Source organism: Pseudomonas sp. CFBP13508 (assembly GCF_005233515.1).
GTDB classification, from domain to species: domain Bacteria; phylum Pseudomonadota; class Gammaproteobacteria; order Pseudomonadales; family Pseudomonadaceae; genus Aquipseudomonas; species Aquipseudomonas mercuritolerans.
On the sequence record NZ_QFZZ01000005.1, the window covers coordinates 15,348 to 39,836 of the forward strand.

A 24,489-nucleotide genomic window follows, 5' to 3' on the forward strand; every position below is an offset into this window, starting at 1 on the left:
CCACCCGATGAGCCATTCATCATCCGTGCGTGAAGAATTCGAAACCGTGCTCGAGCCGCTGACCGCAGTGCCGGTCGAGCGCGAATTGCCGCTCGGCACACGCCTGTGGCAACAGGGCTGGCTGCGCAAAAGCCTGATCCTGATCGTATTGGCCATCGTCTGGGAAGTGGTCGCGCGGATTCAGAACAACGACCTGATGCTGCCGAGCTTTCTGCAAACCGCACAGGCGTTGTTTGACGGTGTGCTCAGTGGCGAGTTGTTGGCCAAGGTGTGGATATCTCTGGTGGTGCTGATCAAGGGCTACCTGATCGGCATCGTACTCGCGTTCGCCCTGACGACATTGGCGGTCTCGACCCAGTTGGGACGTGATCTGCTCAGCACCATGACTTCGATGTTCAACCCGTTGCCGGCGATTGCCCTGCTGCCGTTGGCGCTGCTCTGGTTTGGCTTGGGCCAGAACAGCCTGATTTTCGTGCTGGTGCATTCGGTGCTGTGGGCGCTGGCGCTGAACACCTATGCCGGATTTCTCGGTGTGTCCGAGACGCTGCGCATGGCCGGGCGTAACTATGGCCTCAGGGGATTGCGCCTGGTCTTGTTCATCCTGATCCCGGCGGCACTGCCGTCGATTCTCGCCGGTTTGAAAATTGGCTGGGCGTTCGCCTGGCGCACCTTGATCGCAGCCGAATTGGTGTTTGGCGCAACCAGTGGCAAGGGCGGGCTGGGCTGGTACATCTTCCAGAATCGCAATGAGCTGTACACCGACAAGGTGTTCGCCGGGTTGGCGGTGGTGATCCTGATTGGTCTGCTGGTGGAGAATCTGGTGTTTGCCACCCTTGAGCGGGTGACCGTCAAGCGCTGGGGTATGCAGCGCTGAGCCCTTCGTTGGCTGGGCCGGCCTCTTCGCGAGCAGGCTCGCTCCCACATGAGCACGCATTCCAAGGTGGGAGCGAGCCTGCTCGCGAAGAGCCCAGCGCTGGCATCGTCACTCTTGAGGGATGTTTGTTAGCATTGCGCCCGGATCAATCCAGATCAGCCAAGAGTGCTCAGCATGCAACTCCCGGACATGAACCTTCTGGTCGCCCTCGATGCCTTGCTCGACGAGGGCAGTGTGGTCGGTGCGGCGCGGCGCATGAACCTCAGCCCGGCGGCCATGAGCCGCACGCTGACGCGGATTCGCGAAGCCATCGGCGATCCGATTCTGGTGCGCGCCGGGCGTGGTCTGGTGCCGACCCCCAAAGCCCTCGAACTGCGCGAACAGGTGCGCGATGTGGTCGAGCAGGCGGCGCTGCTGTTCCGCTCCGCCGATAGCGTTGAACTGGGCACCTTGCGCCGACGGTTCAGCATCCGCGCCAATGATTTCTTCGTCGGCGTCTACGGCGGCAAACTGTTCGACACCCTCGACCAGCTCGCTCCGCATTGTGAATTGCGCTTCGTCCCGGAAGGCGATGGCGACGATGAGGCGCTGCGCGAAGGGCGCATCGATCTGAGCGTCAGCAATACCCGTCCGCTCACCCCGGAAGTGAAAGTGCAGAACCTGTTCTCCACCCACTTCGTCGGTCTGGTGCGAGAGAATCATCCATTGCTCGACGGCGAAATCACTGCCGAGCGCTACGCCGGTTTTTCCCACATCAGCATGTCGCGACGTGGCATCGCTCGCGGCCCGATCGACACGGCGTTGAATGCGATGGGGCTGGAGCGCCGGGTGGCGGTGATCGCGCCGAGCTTCCACGCGGCGATGTTTGCCTTGCCCGACTCCGACCTGATCCTGCCGGTGCCCAAAGAAGCACTGCTCAGCGTGCGGCGGCTGGGCCTGAAACTGCGTTCATTCGATCTGCCAATTCCGCTGCCCATGCTCATGCTGACCCAGGCCTGGCACCCGCGCTTCGACAAGGACCCGGCCCACCGCTGGCTGCGTGAAACCCTTAAGACCTGCTGCGATGAAACGTGGCTGGCGGCACAGCCATAAATCATCAGACACCATCGAATCCTGTGGGAGCGAGCCTGCTCGCGAAGGCGTCGAATCAGTCACCTCAATGGCGACTGGTCCACCGCTTTCGCGAGCAGGCTCGCTCCCACATATGCATTTATCGTTGTGTCTGATGCACTTATAACCTGCCAATAAGTCAATTTTCGTCAGCATCAAGCCCCACTAAAATGCTCCGGTATTTCACCCCCGGAGCTTTTCATTCATGACATCCCTGACGGTCCCGGCACCTCTCGCCGCGACCAGCCCGGCGACGGCGGCTGCGCCTGCGGTGTTCGGGGCGCGGATCATCATTGGTCTGGTCGGCGTGCTGTTGGCCGTGCTGGTCTCGGGCCTCAACGAGATGGTCACCAAAGTCGCACTCGCCGACATTCGCGGCGCGCTGCACATCGGTTACGACGAAGGCACTTGGCTGGTCGCCAGCTACACGGCCACGTCGGTCGCGGCCATGGCCTTTGCGCCGTGGTGCTCGGTGACCTTCTCGCTGCGCCGCTTCACCCTCTGCGCAATCGGTCTTTTTACCGTGCTCGGCGTGCTGTGCCCGTTCGCCCCGAACTACGAAAGTCTGCTGCTGATGCGCATCCTCCAAGGCCTCGCCGGTGGTGCATTGCCGCCGATGCTGATGACCGTCGCACTGCGCTTTCTCCCAGCGAACATCAAACTGTACGGACTGGCCGGCTACGCACTGACCGCGACTTTCGGCCCGGGACTCGGCACGCCGCTGGCCGGCCTGTGGACTGAATACGTCGGCTGGCAGTGGACGTTCTGGCAGATCATCGTGCCGTGCCTGATCGCCATGGCCGCAGTGGCTTACGGATTGCCCCAGGATCCGCTGCGGCTGGAACGTCTCAAGACGTTCAACTGGAAAGGCCTGCTGCTGGGCTTTCCGGCGATCTGCATGCTGGTGATCGGTTTGTTGCAGGGCAATCGACTGGACTGGTTCGAGTCGAATCTGATCTGTGGATTACTCGGTGCCGGTTCGCTGCTGCTGGTGGCTTTCATGATCAATGAATGGTCGCAGCCGATTCCGTTTTTCAAGCTGCAGATGCTCGGCATCCGCAACCTGTTGTTTGCGTTGATCACCCTCGCCGGGGTGTTGATCGTGCTGCTGGCGGTGGTGCTGATTCCGTCGAGTTATCTGGCGCAGGTGCAGGGTTATCGCCCGGCGCAAACCGCGCCGATCATGCTCATCGCCGCATTGCCGCAGCTGATTGCGCTGCCGTTGGTGGCAGCGCTGTGCAATTTGCGCTGGGTCGATTGCCGCTGGGTGCTCGGCATTGGTCTGAGCATGCTCGCGCTGTCCTGCCTGGGCGGTTCGCACCTGACTTCGGCGTGGATTCGCGACGATTTCTACGTCCTGCAATGGCTGCAGATTTTCGGCCAGCCGATGGCGGTGTTGCCGCTGCTGATGTTGTCGACCGGCAGTATCACGCCGATGGAAGGGCCGTTCGCGTCGGCGTGGTTCAACACCGTCAAAGGCCTTGCCGCCGTGGTTGCCACCGGCGTCATCGAAGCGCTGACCACCGCGCGCCTGCATTTCCATTCGACCATGTTGGTCGACAGCCTCGGCAATTCGCCGCTGGCCGATCACAGCGACCCGGGCCTCGCTCACCGCGTGCACGAGCAGGCGTTGGTGCTGACTTCGTCCGATCTCTACGTATGCATGGCCGGCGTTGCCGTGGCGTTGATTCTGCTGATTTTCTGGCTGCCAACGCGGATTTATCCGCCGCGCGCGCCGACCTGATCGCTGTACTGAAACTGAAGGTTTTTTATGACTCAATCCAAGCAAAAACTCGCGGTGGCCGTGGCTGCCGCGCTGGCGGTGGGCGTGCTGGTGTACCTGGCGATGCCCGGGCTGTTCGGCCAACGCACCGAGCAAACCACCAATGACGCCTTCGTCTCCGCCGACTACACGCTGGTGGTGCCGCGCGTGGCCGGGTTCATCAAGCAGGTGCTGGTCGAAGACAACCAGCAGGTCAAGGCCGGGCAATTGTTGGCGCTGATCGATGACCGTGATTTGCGCGCAGCGGCGGAAGCGGCGGACGCGCAAACCCTGGTCGCGCGGGCGCAATTGCAGAACGCCAACGCGACTCTCGAGCGGCAGGCTTCGCTGATTGCTCAGGCGCAGGCCACCGTGGTCTCGGCCAAAGCGGAAATGGCTTTTGCGCAGCAGGAACTGAACCGCTACAACCATCTCGCCGGTGTCGGCGCTGGCACCGTGCAGAACGCGCAGCAGGCGCGCACGCGCATCGATCAGGCCTCGGCGCGCCTCGACACCGCGACGGCGAAACTGGCGGCCGAACGCAAACAAGTCGAAATCCTCACTGCCCAGCGCAACGCCGCCGACGGCAATCTGAAACACGCGCAGGCTGCGCTGGAGATTGCCAGTTTCAACTTGTCCTACACGCGTATCACCGCGCCGCAGGACGGCATGATCGGAGAGCGTGCGGTGCGCGTCGGCGCCTACGTCACGCCGGGCAGCAAACTGTTGGCGGTGGTGCCGTTGCAGCAGGCCTATGTGGTGGCCAATTTTCAGGAAACCCAGTTGACCGATGTGCAGCCCGGGCAGGATGTGCAAGTCCGAGTGGATAGTCTCGGTGGCGAAGCCCTGACCGGCCGCGTCGAGAGTATTGCGCCGGCAACTGGCGTGACCTTTGCGGCGGTGAAACCGGATAACGCCACCGGTAATTTCACCAAGGTTGTGCAACGGATTCCGGTGAAGATCGTGCTGGAACCGGGCCAGCCACTGGCTGAGCGCTTGCGGGTGGGAATGTCGGTGGAGGCGAGTATTGATACCGCCAGCTCAAAGGCGTCCGGGCGCGAGGTGACGCAGCGATGATCGGTGTTGAATCGGCTGCCGCCTTCGCGAGCAGGCTCGCTCCCACATTTTTTAATGCGTTCCCCCTGTGGGAGCGAGCCTGCTCGCGAAAAAGCCAGTGGCAGCAGCTAACCTTCAGTGCCTTGCTCACGATGAGTCTCACCGCCTGCACTGTCGGCCCAGACTTCCAGAAACCCGGAGCCACCCAACCTTCCGATTGGGCCAAACCCGCCAGGTCCGCCCCAAGCCAGGCCGTCAGCGAACCCCTGAACGAACGCTGGTGGGAAACCTTCCACGACCCGCAACTTTCCGCGCTCACCCAGCGCGCGCTGAACAGCAACCTCGACCTGCAACTGGCCAGCAGCCGCCTGCAACAAAGCCGCGCCGCGCGTCAGGTGATCACCGCCGAGCGCTATCCGCACAGCTCTGCCACTGGCAGCTACGGGCACAAACGCAACAGTGGCAAAGGCTTGAACGATCCATCGGGAAATAACGGCGACGAGGCGTTCAACCTCTGGGGTGCCGGCTTCTCGGCGTCATGGGAACTGGACTTCTGGGGCCGCGTGCGCCGTGAAACCGAAGCCGCTGATGCCAATCTCGAAGTGGCAGAAAATGATCGTCGCGGCGTGCTGCTGACCGTGCTCGCCGACACCGCGCAAAACTACATTCAGTTGCGCGGCGTGCAGAACACCCGCGCCGTCACCGAGCAGAACCTCGACGTCGCTCGCCACAGCCTGAAACTCTCGCAGTTGCGGCTGGCCGATGGCGTGGCCACCGACCTGGACGTCGCCGAAGCCGCCGCGCAAGTCGCCGCCATCGAGGCACGGCTGCCGGCGCTCGAGCAGCGTCAGGCGCAACTGATCAACGCGATCAGTCTGCTGATGGGCGAACCGCCGCAGGCCCTCGCTCAAGCGTTATCCACAGACGCGGCAGTGCCGCAGTCGCCACTGCAAGTCGCCATCGGCCTGCCGTCGGAACTGGCCGAGCGCCGCCCGGATATCCGCCAGGCCGAAGCGCGGCTGCACGCCGCCACCGCCAATATCGGCGTGGCCCAAGGCGATTTCTATCCGCGCATCACCCTATCGGGCAACCTCGGTTCGCAAGCGATGCAACTGAGCGATTTCGGTTCATGGGGCTCGCGCGCCTTTGCCATCGGCCCGCAATTCAGCCTGCCGTTGTTCGACGGCGGACGCCTGCGCGGCATGCTCCAATTGCGTGAAGCCCAACAGCAGGAAGCGGCCATCGCCTACCAGCAGACCGTGCTGCGTGCCTGGCATGAAATCGACGACCAACTGACCGCCTACAACGCCAGCCAGCGCCGGCGCGACAGCCTCGCCGAAGCCGTGCGCCAAAACCAGATCGCCCTGCGCACCGCGCAACAGCAATACGTCGAAGGCGTGGTCGATTTCGTCAACGTCCTCACCGTGCAGAGCGCCTTGCTCGCCACGCAGGAACAATGGGTGGAAAGCTCGACCGGCGTCTCCCTGGCGATGGTCGGTTTGTACAAGGCGCTTGGCGGTGGATGGCAATCGGTCTATCCGGCAGCGCAACTGGCCGCAGGCTCACCTGACGCCGCCAGACCCTGAACCCGCCGCGACAGCTATGATCAACTCCACTGCAGCAAACGGCGTAACGCCGGACCTTAATTGCAGAGGAATTGCATCATGGAAAATCCGCAGCACAGCCTCCCGGCCCTGTTCAAACAACTCGGCCTCGCCGACGATCCGACCGGCATCGACCAATTCATCGCTACCCATTCGCCGCTCAAGCCGGATCTGCATCTGGCTGACGCGTTTTTCTGGACGGCAGGTCAGGCGCAGTTTCTGCGCGAGGAGATTCTCGACGATGCGGATTGGGCGGAGGTGGTGGATCAGTTGAATGTGATGTTGCGTAAGGGGCGGGTGGGGTGATCATCGCGAAGTTGTATCCTCGTTGAACGCCACAGTTGTCCGCATGGCATAAATAGACCAAAATCACGTCCTAATTTGAGGTTCTTATTATGCAAAGCGTTCTCGCCGATATGGCTGTCAGTGTCTCTGAATTAAAGAAAAATCCTACTGCCGTGTTGAACGGTGCACATGGGGGGGCCGTCGCTGTCCTCAACCACAATCGCGTCATGGGCTATATGGTGCCGGCCGAAGTTTATGAAGCAATGATGGAGCGGCTTGATGATCTTGAGCTGGCTGACATTGTTCGTTCGCGCCTCCACGAAACGCCCATTTCGGTAAGCCTGGATGACTTATAAGCTTGAGTTTCTGCCGTCTGCGCACAAAGAGTGGAACAAGCTGGGTCATACATTGCGTGAGCAATTCAAAAAGAAGCTGGGTGAGAGGCTGAAGCTTCCCAGAATCCCGGCTGACGCACTCCACGGCATGCCCGACTGCTACAAAATCAAACTCAAAGCCTCGGGGTATCGATTGGTTTACCAAGTCATCGACGAACGAGTCGTGGTTTCCGTGCTAGCGGTTGGCAAGCGCGAACGCAGCAGTGTTTACGATACTGCCAAGAACCGTTGAACGAGCCCCCGCTTTATTCAAATGGCCGATGTTTGTCGATGAGATTCTTGAGTGACCGGACTGGGCCGCCAACGTGTGGGATCAGTTGATGTATCGTCTGGCATGAGGCGCAGCATGTAAAAAAAATTGCGCGAAAAGGCTCAGATGTAAAAAAAACCTTCTTACTGTAAAAAAAATTTGGTTCTGTCCGTCGCATTAGATTTTTTCTTCGAAAAATTACAAATCCAACTCGTGTTACGCCTCGGCCAAGCGTGGGGAGATTTGTTTCAAAACTTGACTGAAATTCCCCTCCAATGCGATATTGATAGTTAGCAAACTAACAGTGTCCGTTATCCCGTGTCCGATTCCCTCGACAGTCTCCAGATGAACATCAGCAGCGCCATGGTGGTGGCCGCCCGGCATTGGCGGAAGATCTGCCAGACCACGCTGGTCAACTATGGAATTTCCGAAGCCTGCGCCGTGCCCTTGTTGATGATCGGCCGCTTGGGCGAGGGCGTGCGTCAGGTGCAAGTCGCCCAGGCCGCGGGGATGGAGAGTCCTTCGCTGGTGCGCTTGCTCGATCAGCTGTGCCATGCCGGTTACGTCTGTCGCACCGAAGACGCTCAGGATCGCCGCGCCAAGTGCCTGAGCCTGACCGATACCGGCCGCGAGCTGGTGCAGGCGGTGGAGGCCGAGCTGGTGCGCCTGCGCCACGAAGTGCTGGAAGGCATCGAGCGCAGCGATCTGGAAGCTACGCTTCGGGTACTGAGGGCTTTTGAGGCGGCGAGTTCGCCTGTGGTGGTCAATTCTTGAACGGTTTTTTCACTGGCATGCCGCCGGCCCGTGACTGGTTTTACGGGGTGCGTACTTTTGCAGCGTCGATGATTGCGCTGTACATCGCCTTGCTCATGCAAATGCCGCGTCCTTATTGGGCGATGGCCACGGTGTACATCGTCTCCAGCCCGTTTCTCGCCCCGACCAGTTCCAAAGCGCTGTACCGCGCGGCCGGTACATTTCTCGGTGCGGCGGCAGCGGTGCTGTTCGTGCCGATGTTCGTGCAGAGCCCCTATGTGCTGGTGGTGGTGATCGCGTTGTGGACCGGCATTCTGCTGTTCATGTCCCTGCATCTGCGCACGGCCAACAGCTATGCGCTGATGCTGGCCGGCTACACCTTGCCGCTGATTGCCCTGCCGGTGGTCGATAATCCGCTGGCGGTGTGGGACGTGGCTGAGGCGCGTACCGAAGAGATTTTCCTTGGCATCGCCGTTGCTGCGGTGGTCGGTGCAATGTTCTGGCCGCGCCGGCTGGCGCCGGTGTTCAACGATGCGGTGAGCAAGTGGTTCGCCGATGCGACGAGCTACAGCCTGAAGTTTCTCAGCCGTGATGTGCAGCCGGAAGAAGTCACCGCGCTGCGCATGGCCATGGTCGCCAATTTCAACAGCCTCGAGTTGATGATCGGCCAGTTGCCCCACGAAGGCGCGCGGCCACAAACCGTGCGCAACACCAAGGAATTGCGCGGGCGCATGATCCATCTGCTGCCGGTGATCGATGCCCTCGAGGATTCGCTGTACGCCCTCGAACGGCGTACCCCGGAACTGGTGGAGAAATTCCAGCCGTTGCTGACCGCGACCCGCGAATGGCTGGGCCACGCAGACGCCAACCTCGAGCGCTGGCAAGCACTGAGAGATCAGCTCGACGCGCTGCAACCGAGCGCCGAAGCGCTGGAAGACCGCAAACAGTTGCTGTTCTCCAACGCGATCTACCGCCTCGGTGAATTCATCGATCTGTGGCAGGACTGCCGCAGCCTGCAGGATGCGATTCTGTGCGAGCGCCAGGACAGCTGGCGCGCGGTGTACCGGCACTGGCGCCTGGGCCGGTTGACGCCGTTCATCGATCGCGGGCTGATGCTCTACTCGGTGACCTCGACCATTCTGGCGATCATCGTTGCTTCGGTGCTGTGGATCCTGCTCGGCTGGCCGGACGGCGGCAGTGCGGTGATCCTGGCGGCGGTGGCGTGCAGCTTCTTCGCCTCGATGGACGACCCGGCGCCGCAGATCTATCGGTTCTTTTTCTGGACCGGGATGTCGGTGCTGTTCGCCAGCCTTTATCTGTTTCTGATTCTGCCCAACCTGCATGATTTCCCGATGCTGGTGCTGGCGTTTGCCGTGCCGTTCATTTGCGTCGGCACGCTGACCGTGCAGCCGCGTTTCTACCTCGGCATGCTGCTGACGCTGGTCAATACCTCGTCGTTCATCAGTATTCAGGGCGCCTACGACGCGGACTTTTTCGCCTTTGCCAACTCCAACCTCGCCGGGCCGCTGGGGCTGTTGTTCGCTTTCATCTGGACGCTGGTGGCGCGACCGTTCGGCGCCGAGCTGGCGGCCAAGCGTCTGACCCGGTTCAGCTGGAAAGACATCGTCAGCATGACCGAGCCGGCCAGTCTCGCCGAGCATCGGCATTTGGGCGTGCAACTGCTCGATCGGCTGATGCAGCACCTGCCGCGTCTGGCCCTGACCGGTCAGGACACGGGCATTGCCATGCGCGAAGTGCGCGTCGGTCTGAATATGCTCGATCTGCTTGCCTACACCCCGCGCGTCACCGGCGTGCCAAACGCCCTGTTGCGACAGGTGGTGGGCGAGGTCGGCGAGTATTTTCGTGCCTGCCTCAAAGCTGACGAACGCCTGCCGGCACCGAGCGGTCTGCTGATGACCCTTGATCGCACCCGCCGTGCGCTGAACGGTCAGGGCGACGACGAAACCCGTCTGCACCTGTTGCACGCCTTGAGCGGTCTGCGTCTGGCCTTGCTGCCCGGCGTCGAATTCGTCTCCAGCGCCGAGCCCGAAGAACCGCTGCCCGATGGAGCGCCCCTATGATCGGTGATCTGGATATCAGCGGCATTTTCCTGCCGACCCTGCTGGTGCTGATGGGCATCACTTATGTGCTGTTTCTGTTGGTGCATGGCGTGCTGCAACGCCTGCACTTTTACCGTCTGGTCTGGCACCGGGCATTGTTCAACGTGGCGCTCTACGCCGTGCTGCTGTACGGCGTGGACTCACTCAGTCGATACCTGATGACATGAAAAAACCGTTTCTGACCATCGGTCGCGTGGTCCTGACCCTGCTGATCGTGACTTTTGCCGTTGTCCTCGTCTGGCGCATGGTGATGTATTACATGTTCGCGCCGTGGACCCGCGACGGCCACATTCGCGCCGACATCATCCAGATCGCCCCAGATGTGTCCGGGCTGATTCAGCAGGTCGAGGTGAAAGACAACCAGTTGATCAAGCGTGGCCAGGTGCTGTTCAGCATCGACCAGGACCGCTTCAAACTGGCTCTGCGCCAGGCCAAGGCCGCCGTCGCCGATCGCGAAGAAACCCTCGCCCAGGCCCAGCGTGAAGCCAAGCGCAACCGTGGCCTCGGCAATCTGGTGCCGGCCGAACAACTGGAAGAAAGCCAGTCGCGCGTCGCCCGTGCACAGTCGGCATTGGCCGAAGCCTTGGTGGCGGTCGATAGTGCGCAGCTCAACCTTGATCGCTCGGTGATCCGCAGCCCGGTCGACGGTTACGTCAACGACCGCGCGCCGCGTCCGCAGGAATTCGTCACCGCCGGCCGTCCGGTGTTGTCGGTGGTCGACAGCAACTCCTTCCACATCGACGGCTATTTTGAAGAAACCAAACTCGACGGCATCCACGTCGGGCAATCGGTGGATATTCGCGTGATCGGTGACCGCGCCAGGTTGCGCGGGCATGTCGAAAGCATCGTCGCCGGCATCGAAGACCGCGACCGCACCAGCGGCAGCAACCTGCTGCCCAACGTCAACCCGGCGTTCAGTTGGGTACGTCTGGCGCAGCGGATTCCGGTGCGCATCGCTTTTGATGAGGTGCCGGCCGACTTCCGCATGATCGCCGGGCGTACCGCCACTGTGTCGATCATCGACGATCAGCATGAGGAGCCGCAGCCATGAGCAGGGCCTGGTTGATCGCCGGGTTGGGCGTGATGCTCTCGGCCTGTCAGATGGTCGGCCCGGATTATCAGGTGCCCACCGACGCGGCGGTGCAGCGCAAGGACATTCAGGGCGAGCTGGCAGTCGCCGGCAAACCGGTAATCTCGGCGCCGGTGCCGGCGGACTGGTGGCGGCTGTATAAAGACCCGCGCCTCGATCAACTGGTGCAGCAGGCCATGGCGTCCAACACCGACCTGCGCGTGGCGGCGGCGAACCTGTCGAGGGCACGTGCTCAGGTGGATGAAGCCGAGGCCGCTGGCGGCTGGAGCGGCGGGGTGAAAATGGGCGCGCAACGTTTGCAGGAATCCGGTCAGGCGTTCCTGCTGCCGGAGAAAGTCCCGGTGGCCAACATTGCCGATATCGGCATCAGCGCTTCGTACCAGTTCGACCTGTGGGGCACTCTGCAACGCGGCATCGAAGCGGCCAAAGCCAATGCCGATGCGACTCAGGCTGCCGCCGATACCGCACGCATCACTTTGGTGGCGGACGTGGTTCGTGCTTACACCCAGGTCTGCGCTGCCAACGAAGAGCGGGAAATCGCCGAGCATTCTCTCGATCTGCAATCGCAGAGCACTACGCTGATTCAGCGTCTGCGTGATGCCGGACGTGGCGACGAGACCCAGGTCACCCGTTCGCAGACCCAATTCAAATCCCTGCGCGCCGACTTGCCGCGTTATGAAGCGGCGCGGCAGGCCGGACTGTTCCGTTTGTCGATGCTGCTGGCCAGACCGGTCGAGCAATTGCCGGCGGGCACGGCCAGTTGCGCCGAGCTGCCAAAGATCGCGCAACTGGTGCCGGTCGGTGACGGCGCTGCGCTGCTCAAGCGCCGTCCGGATATTCGTCAGGCCGAACGACGCCTCGCGGCGGCTACCGCCGGCATTGGTATCGCCACCGGCGAGCTGTACCCGGACATCAGCATCGGCGCGACCATCGGCACCGTCGGCATCATTGATGACCTTGGCGACCCGTCGACCAACCGCTGGGGCTTTGGCCCGTCGCTGAGCTGGAAAGTACCGACCAACGGCGCCCGTGCGCGCATTCGTGAAGCCGAGGCCAACACTCAAGGCGCGCTGGCGCATTTTGACGGCGTGGTGCTCAACGCCATCCGCGAGACCCAGACCGGTCTGGCCCAGTACAGCGCCTTGTTGCAACGCCGTGATGCGCTGGCCGAAGCCGAGCAGTCGGCCAAGCTCGCGGCCGAGCAGACGCACCGCTTCTTCCAGGCCGGCCGCGAATCGTTCCTTGCCGACCTGCAAGCAACCCGCACCTACACCGATGTCACCGCGCAACTGGCCGCCGCCAACACCCAGGTCGCGATGAGTCAGATCGATTTGTTCCTCGCCCTGGGCGGTGGCTGGGAAAGCGGACGAACGAACACCTCGAGCGCCAGCAAACCCTGAGGTCGTTGCTATGCTTTGAAGTGTTGGAGGGGCGCCCCATGCCAAGCGCTCCTGCAATGCACATTGCTAGTGCTGGCCCAGGGGAAACAATAATGAAAAACCCTTACGCTCTCGGCTTCTGGTGCGCTCTGGTGGCACTGGTGCTGCTCTCGGCCACGTATTTCTACGGGATCATGCTGGCCCACCAGATCGATACGGCGATGATTTTCCTCGACAGCGCCGTTGCGCTGATCGCGGTGATGGCGATCGTCGTCGTCGCGTGGACCTCGATTCAACTGCAACGGGTCAAGAAGCGTCAGCTCGAACGGGGCAAGATGCTCGTGCTGATCTGGGACACCAAAGTCGCCCTGCGCCGGGTCGAAACCGTGTTCGACCGCTATTTCTGGGGCAGCTACTGGCAGCCCGGGCGAACCTTCGCCGAAGTCATGGGCGAGCTCACCGGCACGCCGCTGGAAAAAAGCCTCGAAGCCCTGAAGAAGCAATGCCTGGAACTCGACAAGCAGATCGCCGATGACGGCTGGCACTGGCTGAACAACGCCCGCGAGCTGTCCGACGTCGCCACGGCCATGGCCCGCGAACGCTATCAGCTGGATTTCTGCGATGTGCGGGCGGATACCACCGGCGGAGCGGTGATCGATCGTGACTTCGAAGTGCTGGTGTATACCTGGACGGCGCGGCTGAAGAGTTTTGATCATCAACTGGATGAAATCGAAGTCCAGTATTCCTGAAATCAAAAGATCGCAGCCTTCGGCAGCTCCTACAGGAGAATCGCATTCCAAATGTAGGAGCTGCCGAAGGCCGCGATCTTTTTGCTCTCCCAAGTGTCCATAGACACTCTTTAACCTTTAAACATTGGGCCGTCGCCCGCGCCCGGTGCTAATCTCCACCGCTTAATTGCGCACAGTCGAGCCGCGGCCCGATCCCGGGTTCAAGGAAGACGACTTCACCCACAGCCACGGAAACCGATCAGGTCATTCATGAATAAATCAGCAGGCGTGCTTCTCGGAATTGTTGTTGCCATTGGCGCGATCAGCGCAGGCGGGGCCTGGTACACCGGGACCAAGATTGAAGGCGTACTGAACAACGCCGTGACCAACGCCAACAAAGAGTTGCAGACCGCCATGGCCGGCTCCAACGGCACCGCGTCGCTGGAACTGGTGTCGCTGGAACGCCACACCTTCACCAGCACCGCGCACTATCGCCTCAAGAGCGAAGGCGAGATGTTTGGCGATGCGCCGGTCGAGCTGCTGTTCGTCGACCACATCGAACACGGCCCGCTGCCGTTTTCGCGTCTGGTTTCGCTGAAGTGGCTGCCGGTCATGGCCACCAGCAACTACGAGCTGGAAAAGAGCCCGTCCACGGAAAAATGGTTCGCCGCCACCAACGGCGCCGCGCCGCTCAAGGGCGTGACCAACATCGGCTACGACGAATCGACCACCAGCACTTTGAATCTGGTGCCGTTCGAAACCGCGCTGGATGAGCAATCGAGCCTGAAGTTTTCCGGTCTGAGCATGGACATCGCCGCCAGCGCCCAGGCGCAGAAGGTCAAGGCCGACGGCTACATGGACAACCTGAAACTGGTCACCGTGTCGGAAGACCAGGCGCCGGTGCAGGTCGAGCTCAACGGCCTGACCCTGGCCAGCAACCTCGCCAAGAGCAGCTACGGCTACTACACCGGGGAAAACACCCTGGAAGTGACCAGCAGCAAAACCACCTTCGGCGCCAAGCCGATGGTGCTGGGCGTGAAGAACTTCGAAATGAAGAACCGCACCGAAGAAAGCGGCAGCAACGCCTCGGGGCGTGCCGACTACAAAATCGGCGAAGTGACGCTCAACGACAAGAAAGTCGGTTCGGCGGCCATGGCCATGAGCCTGAAGAACCTCGACATTCCGTCGACCATGTCGCTGATGCAGATCTACCAGACCAAATTGCAGCCGTATGAAAAAGCTGCCGCCGAGGCCGCTGCGCAGGGGTTGCCGGCACCGGAGCTGAATCTGACCGAAGCGGAAAACGCCCAGGTCAAAGCCGATCTGCAGAAGTTGCTGGCGGCCGGTCCGCAACTGGCGCTGGAGAACCTGTCGTTCAACACCGCCAACGGTGAAAGCCGCGCCAATCTGGTGATCGACCTGACCAAGCCGCAATCGATGGACCTGCCGCCGGATCAACTCGGCAAGCAACTGATCGCGCTGCTCGACCTGAACATTCAGGTGTCCAAGCCGATGCTCGTCGATCTGCTCAGCGTGCAGGCGCAGCTCGATGGCCAGACTGACGCCAAAGCCATCGTCGATCAGTCCAAGGAAGCGGCGGACATGTTCGCCGGCATGGCGGTCGGCTCGCAATTGGCCGTCGCCGACGGTACCAACGTGGTGACCAAACTGCATTACGCGGCCAATCAGGTCGAATTCAACGGCCAGAAGATGACCGTCGAGCAGTTCATCGGCTTCCTCATGAGCAAGTTTGCCGGCGTCACCCAAGAGCAATAAGCCCAACCGCGCACCCTCCAGACGCCCGGCCCCTGTGTGAACAGGCGCCGGGCGTTTTGCTGTACGGGTTTTGTACATGCGTGCCGATTCTGAACAATTATTGCGTTGTGAAAATTCGACTACGCTTGCGTGCAGACTGCCTCACCAAGCTTGGCCGAGGGCTGTCATTGTCGGCCACCGTTACGAATGGGCAAGGAGGGCATTGCGACCCGGCTGGCCATGTAAGGATGCTGACAAATGCCGCGTATTGATGGCCCTGTATTACATCGTGGTTTGCGCCCTTTGTTCCGATTCGCCCTCTGCAGCCAGTTGCTCTGGCCAGTGCTGGCGTTGGCCGACACACCCTACGACGAGATGGTGCGCGATGCCCGCGCCGGGCACTACACGCCTGCGCTGACGGTTTTGCGTCAGATGCCGCCGGGCCAGGCCAGCGACGGCCAGGTCAGCGATCACCTGCAAATCGCCAGTTGGGCCGGACTCGATGCCGAAGTGGTCAAGGTCTATGAAACCCAAGGCCGCGACCGCGTCCTGCCGGTGCAGGCACTGACCGCCGCCGCGCGTGCCTATCGCAACCTCAAGCGCTGGGATCAGGCTACCCAGATCTACAACAAGGCGCTGGTGCTGGAGCCGGACAACGCCGACCTGCAACTGGGTCTCGCGCTGACCCAGGCCGATGCCGGCAAACCCGATCAGGCCGTCACCCGCGCCCAGGCGCTGGTCGCCGCCAAACCCGACGATCCGTCGCGCCGCCTGGCCTTGGGCTATGCCCTCGGTCGCGCCGGCAAACAGTACGATGCGCTGTTTGAATTCGATCAAGCCTTCATCCGCGCCGGCAACAAACCTGAAGTGGCCCGTGAGTACGTGGTCGCCCTGCAAAAGGCCCGTCTGCCTGAACCGGCGCTGCGTCTGGCCAGTCAACGTCCTGGCCTGATTGATCCGGTGACCTTGCGCCGCCTCGAAGGTGATCTCGCCGCCGAACGCGTGCGCCTCGCCGAACTGGCCACCCGCAGCGAGAAGGAACGCTACGTCATCGCCGACCGCGCGCTGGGCGATTACGACAAATTGCTCGCGACCTGGGCGCCTGACGCCACTGCCCACGATGACGTGACGCGCTGGCGCATCGACCGTATGGGCGCGCTCAAGGCCCGTGCGCGCACCGCCGACGTGATCAGCGAATACCAGAAACTGCAAGCCGAAGGCGTGGAGATTCCGACCTACGCCCTGCGCTGGGTAGCGGCGTCTTATCTGGATCAGCGCGAGCCTGAGATTGCTACCGATCTGTATCGCCAGGTGCTTTCGGCGCCGGACGCCGATGTCGGTGATCGCCTCGAAGACACCACTGCGCTGTACTACTCGCTGCTGGAAAGCGACCGCGCCGATGAGGCGCGCAAGGTCGCCGAAGACGCAGCGAAAGCCCAGCGACCGCGCGTCGAGCTCAAGGGCTTGCCGATCGGCAACCCTAACGACGAATGGATGGACGCGCAGCAGCTCGCGGCGCAGGCCGGCACCTACGGTTCCGACCTGCCCCACGGCGAGGAGCGTTTGCAGACGCTGGTCGATCAGGCGCCGGGCAACCTTGGCTTGCGTCTGGCCCAGGCCGATCTCTACCTCGCCCGCCAGATGCCGCGCCGCGCGGAAAGCCAGCTCAAGGAAACCGAGAGCATGGCCCCGCGCGATGCCGGCCTGGAAGTCGCTCAGGCGCGCACCGCGATGGAGTTGCAGGAGTGGCGGCAGAACGATGCGCTGGTCGACGACGTGGTCGCGCGCTATCCGGACAACCGCCAAGTGCAGCGCCTGGCTCGCGAACGCGAAGTCCATGACATGGCCGAACTGCGCGTCGAAGCCTACGGCGGCAAGGCCAACGGTGGCGGCAGCGGCGATGCCGGTGCGGTCAGCGGCAGCCGTGATTTCGGTATCCAGAGCACGTTGTACAGCCCACCGATCAACGAGGACTGGCGCGTGTTCGCCGGCGCCGGTTATGCCACCGGTGATTTCGCCGAAGGCACCGGCCACCATCGCTTCCAGCGTGTCGGCCTGGAACGGCGCACCCGTGACATGACCCTCGAAGCCGAGGTGTCGAATCACGATTACGGCTTCGGTGACAAACAGGGCGCGCGCCTGGCGATTGCCCGCGACATCAACGATCACTGGCAATACGGCGGCAGCCTCGAATACCTGTCGGCGGAAACCCCGCTGCGCGCGCTCAACAGCGACATCAAGGCCAACGGCGGCAGTGCGTTTCTGCGCTGGCGCGCCAACGAAAGCCGCGAGTGGCGCGTGTCGGTCAGCCCGTCGCATTTCAGCGATGGCAACAACCGCGTCGAAGCGTTGGTCACCGGGCGCGAGGGCATCTACAGCGCGCCGAACATCCAGGTCGACGCCGGTCTGGAAGTCGGCACCAGCCACAACTCGAAATCCGACGACGTGCCCTACTTCAACCCGAAGTCGGACTTCAGCGTGATGCCGCTGGTCAACGTCAACCACGTGCTCTACCACCGCTACGAGACTTCCTGGAGCCAGCAATTTCAGGCCGGCGCGGGCACTTACAGCCAGCGCGACCACGGCACCGGCGGCATGGCGTTGCTCGGTTACGGCCAACGGTACGCCTGGAACGACGTGTTCGATGTGGGCGGCATGTTCAGTGTGATCAACCGGCCTTACGACGGTGATCGGGAAACTGATCTGCGTCTGCTCGTCGACCTCACTTTCCGCTTCTAGAAGAGTTTGAAGATGCCTTTTATCTCGCGTTTCATCCTTCTGCTGGGAGCGCTGCTGATCAGCGCCTGCGCCCAGCAAGCCCCGGCCTTCGCGCCGCCCTCCGAGCGCCCGGCCGCGGCCAGTGAACAACCGTGGCCAAAAAACCATGTGCTCGGCATTGCCTACCACGATGTCGAAGACCGTGATCCCGATCAGGCCGTGGTGGCGGTGCGCACCGAGCGCATGATCGAGCAGCTCGCCTGGCTGCGCGAGAACGGCTACAAACCAGTGACCGTCGACCAGATCATGGCCGCGCGTAACGGTGGCCCGGAGCTGCCGGCGAAAGCGGTGCTGCTCAGTTTCGACGACGGTTACGCCAGCTTCTATACCCGCGTGCTGCCGGTGCTGCGCGCCTACAACTGGCCAGCCTTGCTGGCGCCGGTGGGTACCTGGATCGACACGCCGCTCAATCAACCGGTGGATTTTGCCGGCACGCCGCGTAACCGTGACAACTTCCTGACCTGGCAGCAGATCCGCGAAATCTCCAAGTCCGGGTTGGTAGAGATCGCCGCTCACACCGATGCCAACCACAAAGGCATCCTTGCCAACCCGCAGGGCAACCTGCAGCCGGCCGCCGCGACCCGGCGTTATGACCCGGTGACCAAGCGCTATGAATCCGAAGCCGATTTCCAGGCACGCATTCGTACCGACGTGAAGAACATTTCCGAGAAGATCCGCAAGGCCACCGGTTACAAACCACGCGTCTGGGTCTGGCCGTACGGCACCGCCGACGGTACCTCGCTGACCGTGGTCGGTGAGGAGGGCTATGAAATGGCCCTGACGCTGGACGACGGCCTCGACACCCTCGATAACCTGATGAGCGGGCCGCGCTTCCTCGTCGCGTCCGATCCTGACGGCGAGCATTTCGCCAACAGCATCGTTTCGGTGCAGGCCGAAGGGCCGATGCGCGTGGTGCATGTCGATCTCGACAACGTCTACGACCCGGACCCGGCCCAGCAGGACATCAACCTCGGCAAACTGGTGCAGCGCATGGCTGACCTGGGCGCCAGCACGGTGTTCCTGCAAGCCTTCGCCGATCCCAAGGGCGATGGTCTGGTGCATTCGCTGTACTTCCCCAACCGTCACCTGCCGATGCGCGCCGACCTGTTCGACCGCGTCGCCTGGCAGTTGCGCACCCGTGCTCATGTGAAGGTCTTTGCGTGGATGCCGGTGCTGAGTTTCGAGCTGGATTCGAAGCTGCCGCGGGTGACTCGCTGGGACCCGAAAACCGCCACAACGTCGGTCGACCCGAAGCAGTACAAACGTCTCTCGCCGTTCAATCCTGAAGTACGCAAGATCATCGGTGAAATCTATGAAGACGTGGCGCGGCTGACCTCGGTCGACGGCATTCTCTACCACGACGATGCGGTGCTTTCGGATTTCGAAGACGCCAGCCCGGATGCCCTGAAGGCCTACGCCGCTCAAGGTCTGCCGGGTTCGATTGCCGCGCTGCGCGACGATCCGGCAGCGATGCAACGCTGGACGCGTTTCAAGAGCCGCTACCTGATCGACTTCACCAACGAACTGACCGCGAAGGTCCGTGCGATTCGCGGCCCGCAAGTGCTGACCGCACGCAACATTTTCGCCGAACCGATGCTCAATCCAGAGAGCGAAGCGTGGTTCGCGCAGAACCTCGATGACTTCCTCGCCACCTACGACTGGACGGCGCCGATGGCCATGCCATTGATGGAAAAACAGACGCTGGCCGAGTCCGGCCCATGGCTGGAAGAACTGGTCGCCACGGTGAAGAAACGCCCCGGCGCACTCAACCGCACCGTGTTCGAATTGCAGGCGCGTGACTGGAACCAGAAGGATCAGGCCGATATCGACGCCGTGCATCTGGCGGACTGGATGGGCCGGCTCAAGCGTCAGGGCGCGACCAGTTTCGGTTACTACCCGGACAACTTCCTCGACAACCTGCCAGACCTGAAAACCGTAAGGCCTGCACTCTCCAACAAATGGAATCCATAACATGCTGGATAGACTGTTAGCCCTGCTTGTTCTGGCGATTGTCCTTGGCGTTCCGCTGGGGCTGATCTTCCTCGTGACCGGCCAGTTCCTGATGTCGTTCGTGTTCTTCTACCCACTGTTCATGTCCGGGTTGTGGATCGCTGGCGGCCTGTATTTCTGGCTGCACTGGGAGCGCCACTGGCCATGGCAGGACGACACGCTGCCGCCGCCGCTGGAAGGCGAGCCGCTGATTTCGATCCTGATTCCTTGCTACAACGAAGGCGATAACGCTGCCGATACCATTTACGCGGCGCTGGCCCAGCACTACCCGAACATCGAAGTGATCGCGATCAACGACGGCTCCAAGGACAACACCGCCGAAGTGCTCGATGCGCTGGCCAAGGAAGATCCGCGACTGCGAGTTCTGCATCTGGCGGAAAACCAGGGCAAGGCTGTGGCTCTGCGCATGGGCGCGATCGCTGCGCGCAGCGAGTATCTGGTGTGCATCGATGGCGACGCCTTGCTGGCGCCGAACACTGCGGCTTATCTGGTCGCGCCGATGCTGGATAACGCACGCCTTGGCGCAGTGACCGGCAACCCGCGGATCCGCACGCGTTCGACCTTGATCGGGCGGGTGCAGGTCGGCGAGTTCTCCTCGATCATCGGGCTGATCAAACGTACGCAACGGGTGTTCGGGCGCATCTTCACCGTCTCCGGCGTGATCGTCGCGTTCCGTCGTACTGCGCTGAACCGGGTCGGCTACTGGAGCCCGGACATGATCACCGAAGACATCGACATCAGCTGGAAGCTGCAACTCGATCACTGGAGCATTTTCTACGAACCGCGTGCGCTGTGCTGGATCCTCATGCCGGAAACCCTCGGTGGCCTGTGGAAGCAGCGTCTGCGTTGGGCTCAGGGCGGCGCCGAAGTGCTGTTCAAGAACATTCGCGGCATCTGGCAGTACCGCCATCGCTACCTGTGGCCGCTGCTGTTCGAATACTGCCTGTCCACCGGTTGGGCGTTCACTTTCCTGCTGTCGGTGATTTTCTGGGGCATGGGCAAGTTCATGGTCATGCCCGACGCGATCGCCGTCGATCACCTGATGCCGCCGGCCTTCACCGGTCTGCTGCTGGCGTTCGTCTGCCTGGTGCAGTTCGCTGTCAGCATCGTCATCGATCGGCGCTATGAACCGGGTCTGGGCAAGACCATGTTCTGGGTGGTCTGGTATCCGCTGGTGTTCTGGCTCGTCAGTCTGCTGACCACCCTGGTCAGCTTCCCCAAGGTGTTGTTCAGCCAACACAAAAAACGCGCGCGCTGGGTCAGTCCTGATCGGGGTATCAAACCGCTGGGCGACGACCAGGAGGAAGTCATCAAATGAAAATTATCCGGACTCGCCAACGGCCCTTTCTGGTGGTGATCGACGTGATCCTCACCGTCCTGGCCTGGGTTGGCCTGCTGTTCCTGCTGGTGCGCGGACTATGGCCATTGATCGAAACCAGCGGCGGCCCGCGTATCGATCATTCGGCGTTCGATGCCCTGGGCACCTTGCAAGTTTATATGTGGGTGGCGCTGGTCAACGCGGTGATCCTGATCGGCTGGGCGCGTTATCAACAACGCAAAAGCCGCAGCTTCGCCCAGCGCCGTTTGCCGTCACCGGTGATTGGCGATGAAGGGCTGAGCAAAAGCTTCAAGCTGTGCGACGAGCGTTTCCAGAAACTGCGCACGCCGGGGGTGATGACCATTCACAACGACCAGGATGGCGACATCAGCCACGTAGAAACGCATTTCTGGCCGCTTCAGCAGCAAGCACTACCGGCGCCGCTGGCACCCCTGGAGCATCCACGGGTGATCTTTCTGCATGCCGAAGAAGACGACAGTCGCGAGCCGGTGAAACGCCTGACCTGACCTCCACGCGGCCTGTGTAGGAGCTGCCGAAGGCTGCGATCTTTTGATTTTGCTTATGTAAAAACAAGATCAAGAGATCGCAGCCTCGTTGCAATCGTCAGCTCCTACAGGATCGGTGTCAGGCCTGGGTCAGCGTCCAGGCCTCTTTTATCCGCAGAGGTTGCTTCATTCGCTCGGCCAGCAGCGCCATTGCGCGTTGCTTGTCGCAGGCCACCGCCGCAACGACGATGCCGTCTTTTGCGAAAAGACCAATGAACGGCGGCTTTTCCGGCTCACCGCTGAACTCGACCTCGTCCCATTCCTGCGCGTGACCGAGATAGTCGTAGTTCTTGCCGAAGTGATAGGTCCAGAAAAACGGCACATCCAGATAATGTTCCTCGCCACCGAGCATGTTGGCCGCAGCGATGCGCGCGTGTTGCTGGGCCAGGCGCCAATGCTCGATACGGGTTGGCTGGCCATTCAACGGGAACGTGGCGATATCACCGATGGCCCACAGGCCATCGGCGACGCGCATGCCGTCATCGACACGCAACGATTGGTCTTCTTCCTTGGGCAATGATTCGAAAGGTTCAGTGGCCGGGTGAACGCCGACGCCGGCGAGAACCAGATCTGCCGCCAGCCTCAAGCCATTATCGAGCAGCACGCCCTCGACCTTGTCCTCGCCAAGAATCTGCGTAGCCTCGTGTTCGCTGATGAACTTCACCCCGTGCTCTTCGTGCAACCCGCGAATCGCTTTGCCCACCGCTTCGCCGAACTGCTTGGCGAACGGGATTGCATGGCGTGCCAGCACGGTGACGTCGAGGCCGAACTCGCGCAGGGCTGACGCGCATTCGAGAGCAATAAAGCTGTCGCCGATGATCACCGCGCGCTGGCCCGGTTGAGCGGCGTTGATGATCTGTTCAGCCTGTGCTTTCGAACGCAGGACGAAGACGTTGGCCAACTCGGCACCAGGCAGCTTCAACGGATTGGGCGCGCCACCGGTGGCGAGTACAGCGGCGTCGTAACGCAGGATGCCGCCGTTGTGCAGATGAAGCGTTTTGCCTGGGGCGTCGAGTGAAGTCACTTCGCCTTGCACGCGCTCAATCCGTTGCGCTTGATAGAACGCCTCATCGCGCAGCGGCGGCACTTCTTTCGACGACATCTCCCCCGCGAGGACAAATTTGCTCAACACCGTGCGGTCGTATCCGGCACCCGGTTCGCCATCGACCAGCACGATGCGTCCGCCGAAACCCTTCTCCCGTAGCGCCGCCGCGCAAGCCGTGCCCGCCGCCCCGGCGCCGACCACCACGAACGTTCTTGGGTCGTCAGCGGGCGGGGTGTGCGGATCGGGCAAGGGCTGGTCATCGACCCAGACTTCATCGCCGCGCAACTCCAGCGGATAGCGCTTGAGACTGTCCAGCGATGGCGGCTCGCACAGGCCACCGTCCTCGGCACGGTACGCGGCCTTGTGCCAGGGGCAGATCAACCTGCCGTGACACAACGCTCCCTCGGCCAACGGCGCTCCGGCGTGTGGACACAGGCCCTGAAACGCCCGCAACTCGCCGTTGGCACGCAGCAGGACGATCTTGCAGTCGCCGATTTCGACTTGCAGGCCACGGTCTTGCGGGACATCGGCGAAACGGGCGACACGGTGCAGGGACATCTTAGGCTTCCTCGCAGGCATTTCTCTTGTGAGTTGGCGGCGCCGCGCGAGGTTCAGCCATTTGCTACTGCCAAGGCACGAACGGTACAGCTATAGTTTGCGGGCCGACGACGGCCTCACTGCACAAGGTGCTCCCGGAATGACCCGATTGACCTCTCTCAACCCATGGCTGGCGGCCATCGCCGTGATCCTTTGCGTGCAGTTCCCGGCACACGCCCAGGAACGCTTCACCCTGAGCATCCCCGGCGTTTCGGATAACCGCCTGTTCACCTCGGCAGCCGCCAGTGACGCACCCGGCTGCGGTGGCAAGAACCAATCGCCGGCGCTGAGCTGGAACGCCGGCCCCGCCGGAACCCAGAGCTACGCCATCGTCATGCACGACCCGGACGGCCAGAGAGGCCTGGGCGTCGATCACTGGATTCACTACGGCATCAAGCCCACCACCCACCAGATCGCGGCCGGCGTCGGTGCCAAATCCGCCCTCGAAGGCGTCGGCGGCACCAACAGCAAAGGCAACACCCACTACATGGGCCCGTGCCCGCCAGTGGGCGACAGCGCGCACCACTACGTCATCCAGATCTACGCCCTCGATCTTGCCCCGGACGCCTTGCCCGCCGGCCTGACCCGCGCCGAGCTGATGGAAAAAATCAAAGGCCATGTGCTGCGCAACAGCAGCGCGGTGCGCCGTTATCACCGCTGAGGTTCGGCCGCTCCCGGGCGGCTGACTGCCCTGATTCTCCAGCCATTTGGCATTGCCCCGCGAAAACGCGCACTATCGAGCCATTGCCAATGCGCTGGAGGACACCGTGGCAGCAAAAATCGACAGCATCGCCCAGCTACTCAACTGCCCGGAAAAGGGCGAACAAATGCGGCGTGCAGTAACCGAGACACGTAAGGAATTTCTGCTGAATCAGCCGGAAGAAGACCTCGTTGAAGAAGACGAGGTGTTTGAAGAGGTTGAGGAGGAGGGGGATGACGACGATGAATATGATGAGTTTGACTGGACGACGGAGTGACGTCGTTCCAGCGATCTTGTCATCGCCCACAAAAAAG

The 24,489-nt window shown here is 61.9% G+C and carries 22 protein-coding genes; 21 read left to right on the top strand and 1 reads right to left on the bottom strand.

Annotated elements, in window-relative coordinates; genetic code table 11:
• The first annotated feature begins 7 nt into the window (after nucleotides 1-7).
• The 19 genes from PspCFBP13508_RS15270 to pgaD all read left to right on the top strand — a co-directional run bounded on the left by PspCFBP13508_RS15270 (nucleotide 8) and on the right by pgaD (nucleotide 21,794).
• Entirely contained in the window at nucleotides 8-874 is an 867-nt protein-coding gene (locus tag PspCFBP13508_RS15270; RefSeq protein ID WP_137215004.1) for an ABC transporter permease, read from the top strand.
• A 174-nt stretch (nucleotides 875-1,048) separates the two neighbouring features.
• On the top strand, nucleotides 1,049-1,966 hold the full coding sequence (locus PspCFBP13508_RS15275; protein ID WP_130912314.1) for a LysR family transcriptional regulator: 918 nt from the start codon (nucleotides 1,049-1,051) through the stop codon (nucleotides 1,964-1,966).
• A 223-nt stretch (nucleotides 1,967-2,189) separates the two neighbouring features.
• A complete protein-coding gene (locus PspCFBP13508_RS15280; RefSeq protein ID WP_137215005.1) occupies nucleotides 2,190-3,728 on the top strand; it encodes an MFS transporter in 1,539 nt (512 codons plus the stop codon).
• 27 nt (nucleotides 3,729-3,755) lie between these two features.
• Nucleotides 3,756-4,823: an HlyD family secretion protein gene (locus PspCFBP13508_RS15285; protein ID WP_110602297.1), complete on the top strand. Its 1,068-nt coding sequence runs from the start codon at nucleotides 3,756-3,758 to the stop codon at nucleotides 4,821-4,823.
• Entirely contained in the window at nucleotides 4,820-6,388 is a 1,569-nt protein-coding gene (locus tag PspCFBP13508_RS15290; protein ID WP_178084494.1) for an efflux transporter outer membrane subunit, read from the top strand. Before PspCFBP13508_RS15285 ends, PspCFBP13508_RS15290 begins: the two co-directional genes overlap by 4 nt.
• Nucleotides 6,389-6,466: 78 nt before the next feature.
• Complete coding sequence (locus PspCFBP13508_RS15295) at nucleotides 6,467-6,712, top strand: DUF2789 domain-containing protein (RefSeq protein WP_130912318.1); 246 nt, start codon at nucleotides 6,467-6,469, stop codon at nucleotides 6,710-6,712.
• A gap of 89 nt (nucleotides 6,713-6,801) precedes the next feature.
• Nucleotides 6,802-7,047 carry a type II toxin-antitoxin system Phd/YefM family antitoxin gene (locus tag PspCFBP13508_RS15300; protein WP_041477418.1) on the top strand — a complete coding sequence of 82 codons (246 nt, stop codon included), beginning with the start codon at nucleotides 6,802-6,804 and terminating at the stop codon, nucleotides 7,045-7,047.
• Nucleotides 7,037-7,318: a type II toxin-antitoxin system RelE/ParE family toxin gene (locus PspCFBP13508_RS15305; protein ID WP_130912319.1), complete on the top strand. Its 282-nt coding sequence runs from the start codon at nucleotides 7,037-7,039 to the stop codon at nucleotides 7,316-7,318. Before PspCFBP13508_RS15300 ends, PspCFBP13508_RS15305 begins: the two co-directional genes overlap by 11 nt.
• Before the next feature lie 363 nt (nucleotides 7,319-7,681).
• A complete protein-coding gene (locus PspCFBP13508_RS15310; RefSeq protein WP_016772266.1) occupies nucleotides 7,682-8,110 on the top strand; it encodes a MarR family transcriptional regulator in 429 nt (142 codons plus the stop codon).
• A complete protein-coding gene (locus PspCFBP13508_RS15315; protein ID WP_137215007.1) occupies nucleotides 8,107-10,170 on the top strand; it encodes an FUSC family protein in 2,064 nt (687 codons plus the stop codon). Before PspCFBP13508_RS15310 ends, PspCFBP13508_RS15315 begins: the two co-directional genes overlap by 4 nt.
• Nucleotides 10,167-10,376 carry a DUF1656 domain-containing protein gene (locus tag PspCFBP13508_RS15320; RefSeq protein WP_016772264.1) on the top strand — a complete coding sequence of 70 codons (210 nt, stop codon included), beginning with the start codon at nucleotides 10,167-10,169 and terminating at the stop codon, nucleotides 10,374-10,376. The genes PspCFBP13508_RS15315 and PspCFBP13508_RS15320 overlap by 4 nt, the downstream gene beginning before the upstream one ends.
• Entirely contained in the window at nucleotides 10,373-11,260 is an 888-nt protein-coding gene (locus PspCFBP13508_RS15325) for an HlyD family secretion protein (protein WP_016772263.1), read from the top strand. The genes PspCFBP13508_RS15320 and PspCFBP13508_RS15325 overlap by 4 nt, the downstream gene beginning before the upstream one ends.
• Nucleotides 11,257-12,699: a TolC family protein gene (locus tag PspCFBP13508_RS15330; protein WP_137215008.1), complete on the top strand. Its 1,443-nt coding sequence runs from the start codon at nucleotides 11,257-11,259 to the stop codon at nucleotides 12,697-12,699. Before PspCFBP13508_RS15325 ends, PspCFBP13508_RS15330 begins: the two co-directional genes overlap by 4 nt.
• 92 nt (nucleotides 12,700-12,791) lie before the next feature.
• A complete protein-coding gene (locus PspCFBP13508_RS15335; RefSeq protein WP_024011125.1) occupies nucleotides 12,792-13,427 on the top strand; it encodes a hypothetical protein in 636 nt (211 codons plus the stop codon).
• Nucleotides 13,428-13,676: 249 nt separating this feature from the next.
• Complete coding sequence (locus PspCFBP13508_RS15340; RefSeq protein WP_137215009.1) at nucleotides 13,677-15,182, top strand: YdgA family protein; 1,506 nt, start codon at nucleotides 13,677-13,679, stop codon at nucleotides 15,180-15,182.
• A 237-nt stretch (nucleotides 15,183-15,419) separates the two neighbouring features.
• Complete coding sequence (gene pgaA / locus PspCFBP13508_RS15345) at nucleotides 15,420-17,900, top strand: poly-beta-1,6 N-acetyl-D-glucosamine export porin PgaA (RefSeq protein WP_137215010.1); 2,481 nt, start codon at nucleotides 15,420-15,422, stop codon at nucleotides 17,898-17,900.
• 12 nt (nucleotides 17,901-17,912) lie between these two features.
• Entirely contained in the window at nucleotides 17,913-19,910 is a 1,998-nt protein-coding gene (gene pgaB / locus PspCFBP13508_RS15350; protein WP_137215011.1) for a poly-beta-1,6-N-acetyl-D-glucosamine N-deacetylase PgaB, read from the top strand.
• A 1-nt stretch (nucleotide 19,911) separates the two neighbouring features.
• Nucleotides 19,912-21,267 (top strand): poly-beta-1,6-N-acetyl-D-glucosamine synthase, encoded by a 1,356-nt coding sequence (gene pgaC, locus PspCFBP13508_RS15355; RefSeq protein WP_016772256.1) that lies wholly within the window; start codon nucleotides 19,912-19,914, stop codon nucleotides 21,265-21,267.
• Complete coding sequence (gene pgaD, locus PspCFBP13508_RS15360) at nucleotides 21,264-21,794, top strand: poly-beta-1,6-N-acetyl-D-glucosamine biosynthesis protein PgaD (RefSeq protein ID WP_123444120.1); 531 nt, start codon at nucleotides 21,264-21,266, stop codon at nucleotides 21,792-21,794. The genes pgaC and pgaD overlap by 4 nt, the downstream gene beginning before the upstream one ends.
• A 118-nt stretch (nucleotides 21,795-21,912) precedes the next feature.
• Here pgaD and PspCFBP13508_RS15365 read toward each other — a convergent pair whose 3' ends face one another.
• Nucleotides 21,913-23,436 carry an FAD-dependent oxidoreductase gene (locus PspCFBP13508_RS15365; RefSeq protein WP_137215012.1) on the bottom strand — a complete coding sequence of 508 codons (1,524 nt, stop codon included), beginning with the start codon at nucleotides 23,434-23,436 and terminating at the stop codon, nucleotides 21,913-21,915.
• A gap of 139 nt (nucleotides 23,437-23,575) precedes the next feature.
• Between PspCFBP13508_RS15365 and PspCFBP13508_RS15370 the strand changes: the two genes are divergently transcribed.
• Together PspCFBP13508_RS15370 and PspCFBP13508_RS15375 are read left to right on the top strand one after the other, a co-directional pair.
• On the top strand, nucleotides 23,576-24,136 hold the full coding sequence (locus PspCFBP13508_RS15370) for a YbhB/YbcL family Raf kinase inhibitor-like protein (RefSeq protein ID WP_137215013.1): 561 nt from the start codon (nucleotides 23,576-23,578) through the stop codon (nucleotides 24,134-24,136).
• Nucleotides 24,137-24,182: 46 nt separating this feature from the next.
• Nucleotides 24,183-24,452 (top strand): hypothetical protein, encoded by a 270-nt coding sequence (locus PspCFBP13508_RS15375; protein WP_137215014.1) that lies wholly within the window; start codon nucleotides 24,183-24,185, stop codon nucleotides 24,450-24,452.
• Nucleotides 24,453-24,489: the final 37 nt, after the last annotated feature.

Excerpts from the sequence above, each read along its gene's own strand:
- PspCFBP13508_RS15285 (WP_110602297.1), top strand. The coding sequence starts at position 3,756 with ATGACTCAATCCAAGCAAAAACTCGCGGTGGCCGTGGCTGCCGCGCTG.
- PspCFBP13508_RS15325 (WP_016772263.1), top strand. The coding sequence starts at position 10,373 with ATGAAAAAACCGTTTCTGACCATCGGTCGCGTGGTCCTGACCCTGCTG.
- PspCFBP13508_RS15295 (WP_130912318.1), top strand. The coding sequence starts at position 6,467 with ATGGAAAATCCGCAGCACAGCCTCCCGGCCCTGTTCAAACAACTCGGC.
- PspCFBP13508_RS15290 (WP_178084494.1), top strand. The coding sequence starts at position 4,820 with ATGATCGGTGTTGAATCGGCTGCCGCCTTCGCGAGCAGGCTCGCTCCC.
- pgaD (WP_123444120.1), top strand. The coding sequence starts at position 21,264 with ATGAAAATTATCCGGACTCGCCAACGGCCCTTTCTGGTGGTGATCGAC.
- PspCFBP13508_RS15275 (WP_130912314.1), top strand. The coding sequence starts at position 1,049 with ATGCAACTCCCGGACATGAACCTTCTGGTCGCCCTCGATGCCTTGCTC.
- PspCFBP13508_RS15335 (WP_024011125.1), top strand. The coding sequence starts at position 12,792 with ATGAAAAACCCTTACGCTCTCGGCTTCTGGTGCGCTCTGGTGGCACTG.
- PspCFBP13508_RS15330 (WP_137215008.1), top strand. The coding sequence starts at position 11,257 with ATGAGCAGGGCCTGGTTGATCGCCGGGTTGGGCGTGATGCTCTCGGCC.
- PspCFBP13508_RS15270 (WP_137215004.1), top strand. The coding sequence starts at position 8 with ATGAGCCATTCATCATCCGTGCGTGAAGAATTCGAAACCGTGCTCGAG.
- PspCFBP13508_RS15340 (WP_137215009.1), top strand. The coding sequence starts at position 13,677 with ATGAATAAATCAGCAGGCGTGCTTCTCGGAATTGTTGTTGCCATTGGC.
- PspCFBP13508_RS15365 (WP_137215012.1), bottom strand. The coding sequence starts at position 23,436 with ATGTCCCTGCACCGTGTCGCCCGTTTCGCCGATGTCCCGCAAGACCGT.
- PspCFBP13508_RS15280 (WP_137215005.1), top strand. The coding sequence starts at position 2,190 with ATGACATCCCTGACGGTCCCGGCACCTCTCGCCGCGACCAGCCCGGCG.
- pgaA (WP_137215010.1), top strand. The coding sequence starts at position 15,420 with ATGCCGCGTATTGATGGCCCTGTATTACATCGTGGTTTGCGCCCTTTG.
- PspCFBP13508_RS15305 (WP_130912319.1), top strand. The coding sequence starts at position 7,037 with ATGACTTATAAGCTTGAGTTTCTGCCGTCTGCGCACAAAGAGTGGAAC.
- PspCFBP13508_RS15310 (WP_016772266.1), top strand. The coding sequence starts at position 7,682 with ATGAACATCAGCAGCGCCATGGTGGTGGCCGCCCGGCATTGGCGGAAG.
- PspCFBP13508_RS15320 (WP_016772264.1), top strand. The coding sequence starts at position 10,167 with ATGATCGGTGATCTGGATATCAGCGGCATTTTCCTGCCGACCCTGCTG.
- PspCFBP13508_RS15300 (WP_041477418.1), top strand. The coding sequence starts at position 6,802 with ATGCAAAGCGTTCTCGCCGATATGGCTGTCAGTGTCTCTGAATTAAAG.
- PspCFBP13508_RS15370 (WP_137215013.1), top strand. The coding sequence starts at position 23,576 with ATGACCCGATTGACCTCTCTCAACCCATGGCTGGCGGCCATCGCCGTG.
- pgaB (WP_137215011.1), top strand. The coding sequence starts at position 17,913 with ATGCCTTTTATCTCGCGTTTCATCCTTCTGCTGGGAGCGCTGCTGATC.
- pgaC (WP_016772256.1), top strand. The coding sequence starts at position 19,912 with ATGCTGGATAGACTGTTAGCCCTGCTTGTTCTGGCGATTGTCCTTGGC.